The sequence below is a fragment of the Vibrio sp. OPT41 genome (assembly GCF_015163595.1).
In the GTDB taxonomy this organism is placed as follows: domain Bacteria; phylum Pseudomonadota; class Gammaproteobacteria; order Enterobacterales; family Vibrionaceae; genus Vibrio; species Vibrio alginolyticus.
The window spans coordinates 40702-47008 of record NZ_JADDYH010000054.1; the positions used below are offsets into that span (position 1 = coordinate 40702).

General features: G+C 48.1%; 6 protein-coding genes. All 6 read right to left on the reverse strand.

The genetic code is table 11. The features are described from left to right. The coding region (locus tag IQP38_RS19060) for a DUF2058 domain-containing protein (RefSeq protein ID WP_228010123.1) at positions 1-415 on the reverse strand (415 nt) is incomplete at its 3' end. 172 nt (positions 416-587) lie between these two features. Beyond that, on the reverse strand, positions 588-1991 hold the full coding sequence (locus IQP38_RS19065; protein WP_054576152.1) for an aspartate aminotransferase family protein: 1404 nt from the start codon (positions 1989-1991) through the stop codon (positions 588-590). Positions 1992-2032: 41 nt separating this feature from the next. Next, the gene (locus IQP38_RS19070) at positions 2033-3553 is read right to left on the reverse strand and encodes an NAD-dependent succinate-semialdehyde dehydrogenase (RefSeq protein ID WP_054576151.1); all 1521 of its coding nucleotides are present in this window, start codon (positions 3551-3553) and stop codon (positions 2033-2035) included. Positions 3554-3708: 155 nt separating this feature from the next. Then, the gene (locus tag IQP38_RS19075; protein ID WP_054576150.1) at positions 3709-4188 is read right to left on the reverse strand and encodes an Lrp/AsnC family transcriptional regulator; all 480 of its coding nucleotides are present in this window, start codon (positions 4186-4188) and stop codon (positions 3709-3711) included. Between the two features lie 124 nt (positions 4189-4312). Next, complete coding sequence (gene doeB / locus IQP38_RS19080) at positions 4313-5320, reverse strand: N(2)-acetyl-L-2,4-diaminobutanoate deacetylase DoeB (RefSeq protein ID WP_193837910.1); 1008 nt, start codon at positions 5318-5320, stop codon at positions 4313-4315. 54 nt (positions 5321-5374) lie between these two features. Beyond that, positions 5375-6307: M24 family metallopeptidase (locus IQP38_RS19085; protein WP_228010124.1), on the reverse strand; the 933-nt coding region annotated here is incomplete at its 5' end.

A 6307-nucleotide genomic window follows, 5' to 3' on the forward strand; every position in this document is an offset into this window, starting at 1 on the left:
GAGTAATTTTATTCGCTACTCCACGTGGAATGACAACATAGCTTTCACCAACAATTGCGATTGCCAAAATACCTTTGATCAACTGCTCGCGGATAAGTGAATCTACATAAAGTGATTTCACTAGCGTACCGTGAGTGAAGTTGTATTTGATGTCGCCATCTTTTAAGTCGATCTTGTTCATCTCAATCAATTGATTGATCTGCGCTTTGATCTCTTTATTTAATCGCTCAGCATTTTGTTGCTCGCTCAATTGTTTATCACGCTCTAACTGTTGGCGTTTATTCTCTTCAACCGCCGCTTTTACTTCGCGTGCTTGAACGCGTGATTTTTTAGAGCCTTTCTTCGCTTTCTTTAGTTTCTTTTCATTAACTAAGCCAGCTTTCAGCATTTGTTCTTGAAGGGTAAGTTTTGCCATGTTTTATCCAGTTAGTGCGCAATTTTGGGCATTTTACCCACTATTGCCACTTGTAGTAAATAATAGTGCTTTCTATGGGTCTAAAATGTTTGGTTGGCTTGTTATCTCTTTAATGGAAAGTGCAAAGCGGGCCTTCTCCAAAGCCCGCGAGCATTACTGAAATCTAGGTGGGTTATGGTTGCCACTGTTTAGATGTGACGAGGTTATCCATCACTTTGTTTACCGCTTGATGCGCTTTGTCGACAATGGTGTCTATATCGTTACGGTTCGCGATAAGCGGTGGAGCAAATCCGAGGATGTCACCATGTGGCATGGCGCGAGCGATTAAGCCTTGCTCTAAACAGGCCGCCGCGATTTGCGGGCCTACTTTCAAGTTTGGATCAAAGTGTGCACGGCGGAGCTTGTCTGAAGAAAACTCCAACGCATGCAACAAGCCAACGCCACGAGTATCACCGACCAATGGATGATCGTTAAACGTCTCCGCCATGCGTTGCTGCAAGTAAGCGCCGACTTCGGCTGCGTTTTGCACCAGGCCTTCACGTTCAATGATATCGAGGTTGCAGTTCGCGGCTGCCGCTCCCATTGGGTGACCAGAGTAGGTATAACCGTGTCCGATAGCACCCCATTGGTCGGTGCCGTTTTCTAGCACACTCCAAACTCGTTCACCGGCGATCACGCCAGACAGCGGTTGATACGCTGAGGTTAACCCTTTCGCTACCGTGATGAGATCTGGTTTCATGTCGTAGTGGAGTGAGCCAAAATCGGAGCCGAGGCGACCAAAGCCACACACCACTTCATCCGCAATCAAGAGTACATCGTATTTGTCGAGTACTTTGCGAATCGCCTGCCAGTACCCTGCTGGTGGTGGCACAATACCGCCAGTACCGAGCACTGGTTCCGCAATCATTGCTGCTACCGTTTCTGGGCCTTCTTCCAAGATCATCGCTTCGAGTTGATCTGCGCAATATTGAGAGAATTCAAGCTCAGACATACTCTCGTCTTCACGGCGATAATAATATGGCGCGATGGTGTGTTTGATACGCTCAAGTGGTAAATCAAAATGGGCGTGGAACAACGGTAAACCTGTCATTGAACCGGACGCGATACTTGAACCATGGTAGCCGCGGTCACGCGAAATGATTTTTTTCTTCTCTGGTAGACCACGAGCATTGTTGTAATACCACACCAACTTAAGTTGAGTTTCGTTCGCGTCGCTGCCTGACATGCCGTAGTAAACTTTGCTCATGCCTTCAGGCGCCATTTTGATGATGCGATCTGACAGTGTCACGAGCGCTTCGTTCGTATGACCGACGTAAGTGTGGTAGTACGCCAGTTCTTTGGCTTGCTCATAAATCGCATCGGCCATTTCGGTCCTGCCATAGCCAATGTTTACACAATACAACCCGGCAAAGCCGTCTATCAGCTCGATGCCTTCTGAATCGGTGATGCGTATTCCGCTTCCGCTCGAGATAATTCTTCCCGGAAGCTCCCCGGCCGCATACTGCTTCAGGTGGGTTGAGGCATGAAATACTCTCTGACGATCGATCTCTAAAAGTTGTTGGGTTTTGTTACTCATGATCCTTCTCCTCGAATAATTGGATATCCATATTTCGTGCCTCAACTGCCACTGACGGTTGGTAAAGCGCCTAAGCAGCAGTATTTGATTTCGCTGTATTCTTCAAATCCGTGACGGCTTCCCTCTCGTCCAAGACCAGACTGTTTCACGCCGCCGAATGGGATAGGGTGCCCTGTCATTTTGACGGAGTTCACGCTCACCATGCCAAACTCCAAACCGCGCATGCAGTGCCAAATTTGGTGAATATCGTGACCATAAACATAGGCAGCTAAGCCGTACTCAGTGTCGTTGCTCATTTCAATCACGGTATCTAAGTCTTGGTAAGGCAATACGCCTGCCACAGGACAAAAATTCTCTTCGCGATACACCGCCATTTCAGAGGTTACATCGGCTAGCAATGTCGGCGCGAAGAAGTTTTCGCCTGGTACGGGCTGGTGGTATCCCGCTACCAATCGCGCGCCTTTGTCGAGCGCGTCACGCACCAAATCATGCGCTTTATCCACCGCAGTGCGATTAATAAGCGGTCCCATGGTGGTTTTTTCGTCTAAGCCATTGCCCAAAACGATGTGGCTCATTTCTTTGGCAAACGCTTCCAAAAACGCTTCGTACTTATCGTCAGGGACGAAAATACGGTTTGCGGCCAAGCAGTCTTGTCCTGCGGTTTGAAACTTCGCATCCACGGCGGCTTTGGCTGCTTGCTCGACATCCATATCTGGCAGCACGATGAAAGGGGCGTTACCACCGAGCTCCATACTGCACTTCTTCACGGTTTGTGCCGCGTCGCGTAGCAACAGTTTGCCTACTCGAGTTGAGCCTGTGAACGAGAGCGCTTTGACTTTATCGGAGTGACACAAGGTTTGTGACACCATCACCGCATCGCCAGTGATCACGTTAAATACACCAGGTGGAAAGCCAGCTCGGTCTGCTAACTCTGCCAACGCTAACGCAGAAAAAGGCGTTTCACTGGCGGGCTTAATGAGCACCGGACAGCCTATTGCTAGTGCGGCTGCGGCTTTGCGTGTGATCATGGCATTAGGAAAGTTCCATGGCGTAATCAGTGCTGCGACACCAATTGGCTCGCGCACCGTTGATAGCTGTGCATTCGGAATATGACTTGGGATGGTTTCGCCATAACAGCGGCGTGCTTCTTCGGCAAACCAACGAACAAAGGATGCGCCGTAGTCAATCTCACCTACAGCATCACCTAGTGTTTTTCCTTGCTCCATCACCATCAAATGAGCAAGGTCTTGCTTTGATTCTAGAATCAGGTCATGCCAACGCATGAGAATTTCAGCGCGCTCTTCTGCTTGCATTTTTCGCCATTGACGAAAGGCTTGGTCGGCTTTATCAATCGCTTGATAGAGTTGTTGCTGAGATAGCTTAGTGATGTAACCGATGACCGTGCCATCTGCTGGATTATCCACCGGATGAAATTGATCACCACTTACCCATTTGCCATTCACGTACGCTAAACCTCTCACCAAACGTACGTCTTTCATTATCGCCATCATGTCGTGCGAGGCTTTTAATTCTTCAGCGTGTAAGCTGTGCAGTGCTGTCATGAGTCCTTCTCCCTGCATCGTTGTCCATAATGAAACTGTAATGGAGAAGTGACCGAAATAATTTCTGATACCGAGGTTTAAAACGTCAGAACTTTCTTTTTAGTGCCGTTAAATATGGTGTTTTTTCTGTTCACGCCTGATGCGCATTTTCCCTTTTATAACAAAGCGTTTTGGTTTACTTCGAATGTGCCCGCATCACGTTTGATTGTTTTTGTCACAATGTAAGTAAAGTAGCGCTCAATGCCCACATCTGAGTCTAACCAGTTGTCGATAAGCCGCTGATATTGGTCGATATCTTCTGACTGAATTTTAAGGATGTAATCGACACCACCGCCCGTGGCATAGCAATCAGTGACTTCTGGTGAATGTTGAACCAGTTGCTCGAAGCGTTTGAACGCTTGGGCGTTGTGTTCTTTGAGCGTAACTTCAACCATAACCGACGTTCGTTTGAACAAAATATCGGTATTTACTCTTGCTCCGTAGCCTTCAATGATGCCTGCTTCTTCCAGTTTTTTGACGCGCTCCCAGCAAGGGCTCACGGATAGGTTGATGGCCTCGGCAAGGTGAGATTTGGTGATACGACCATTATCATGAAGTATTTGTAGAATTTTTACGTCGTAGCGATCGAGGCGCATAATGAGTCTCCCTGTAGAATACTAATCATTTCATGAAAGGCTGATGACTGGTCGCTGTTATAAGGTGCTTTCCAGTTTGCTTCTGGTATGCCATTTGTTTTGATTTCTTTAGTTGGCTTTTCAATCAGCCTATCTCGCCGCAGTCTTCGGCTATAACTGCGATAGTGTCACCGATATTCACCATAGCAGGAAAACGACGCGCCGCGAAAATACCATTGCGCTGTGACTTGTACTCAACGGGGGCGGTACCTGTGCGCTCGGTCGAGAAGATTCTCACTAATACATCGCCCTTTTTGACGGTATCGCCAAGATCAAATAAGTATTCTGTGATGCCGTGGTGTTGGCTTTGCACATAACAACTTGCATCAGGCATATCTAATAATTTAGTTGGTTGGGTTGGTTGTTCGTAGTCACCGGGCAAGTTGCCTGAGAAGCGCAAGAAGTTGCGAATGCCACGGTCGGAATAAGCGATGGTTTCTGGAGTGCTGGTTCCGCCTCCTCTTAGTTCGGTGGTAACAAAGATTTTTCCCTGAGACTCCACGGCAGTGTCATACAGGCTGGTGGCGTCCATTTCGAGCAAGATCATGGTGTAAGGTGCGCCAAACAGTTTTGCACCTAATATGCAGGCTTCTTCTTGATCGAGATTGTCGAGACGATGGGCAGCGGCGAACGGAACGATATCTAACGTTTTACCACCTGAGTGAATGTCTAACGCAAAATCGCACTTAGGAAATAGGTAACGAGTAAAATAATCCGCAATTTTCTCGGTCACTGTGCCTATGGGGTTGCCGGGAAAGCTGCGATTTAAATTCCCCTTATCGATAAACGACGTACGTGAGGCATTTTGTACCGCAGGTAAGTTCATCATGGGTACAATAATGACACGACCTTGGATTTGATCTGCCTGAAGCGAGTTCGTCAATTTTAGCAGGCTGGTGATGCCTTCGTATTCGTCTCCGTGATTACCGCCAGTAAGCAGTGCGGTTGGTCCGTGACCATTTTTGATCACGGTGATAGGTATCATAATACTTCCCCAAGCGGAGTCGTCATGTGAATAGGGCAGCGTTAAAAAGCCGTGCTGTACACCTTCTCGGTCAAAGTCTATGGTGGCTGTGATCGAGCTTTTTTGCATATCAAGTCCTTTTAGTTCTCAGACCTGGCTCAACAGAGCTTAAGGTTTGAAAAATTAGTGTTTAACAAATAAGTGGCGTGGAAAGTCACACAGCGTTTTTGCTCCATCATGGGTAATGACGATACTTTCCGTTGTTTCTAACCCCCAATCTTTGAACCACAGCCCCGGCATAAAATGGAATGTCATGCCTTCTCTCAAGATGGTTTTATCGGTGTCTCGCAAACTCATGGTTCGTTCCCCCCAATCTGGCGGGTAGCTCAAACCTATTGGATAGCCACAACGGGCGCCTTCGCGTGAGAATCCCGCTTTATCGAGAACCTGGTTTAGTGCATTGGCGATGTCGGCGCAGGTATTTCCGGGCTTTGCCACTTTTAGGCCTGCTTCAAGTCCTAAAGTTAGGGCTTCGTCGGCTCGTTTGAACTTGTCGTCAGGCTCGCCAAGAAAAATAGTGCGTGAGAGTGGGCAATGGTAACGTCGGTGCGCCCCTGCGATTTCAAAAAACGTCCCTTCGCCTTTCTTGAAGGGTCTGTCATCCCAAGTCAGGTGAGGTGCGGAAGCATCAGAACCTGATGGCAAAAGCGGCACAATCGCGGTGTAATCGCCAAAGTGGTCTTCATGCCCGAGCACGGCTTGGCGGTTAATCTCGGCAACAAGGTGGTGTTTCGGTAATCCTGGTTCAATCATGTCGAACGCGACGCGGTGCATATTTTCAACAATGCGAGCGGCACGGTACATGTACGCCAGTTCTTGATCGGATTTAACGGCGCGGCACCAGTTGACTAGTCCGGTTGCATCGAGAAGTTGAGCATTCGGTAGGTGCGTAGTGAGTGATTCGTAAGCGGTGGCGCTAAAGTAATAGTTATCTTTTTCTACGCCGATACGACCACGATCCCAAAGGCGCGGAGCCAGTACGGCTTCGACTAGGAAATCCATCGGGTGTAACGGCGGGTTCATTACATAATGGTCTGGATAGTAGGTAATGTTTTC

Excerpts from the sequence above, each read along its gene's own strand:
- doeB (WP_193837910.1), bottom strand. The coding sequence starts at position 5,320 with ATGCAAAAAAGCTCGATCACAGCCACCATAGACTTTGACCGAGAAGGT.
- IQP38_RS19075 (WP_054576150.1), bottom strand. The coding sequence starts at position 4,188 with ATGCGCCTCGATCGCTACGACGTAAAAATTCTACAAATACTTCATGAT.
- IQP38_RS19065 (WP_054576152.1), bottom strand. The coding sequence starts at position 1,991 with ATGAGTAACAAAACCCAACAACTTTTAGAGATCGATCGTCAGAGAGTA.
- IQP38_RS19070 (WP_054576151.1), bottom strand. The coding sequence starts at position 3,553 with ATGACAGCACTGCACAGCTTACACGCTGAAGAATTAAAAGCCTCGCAC.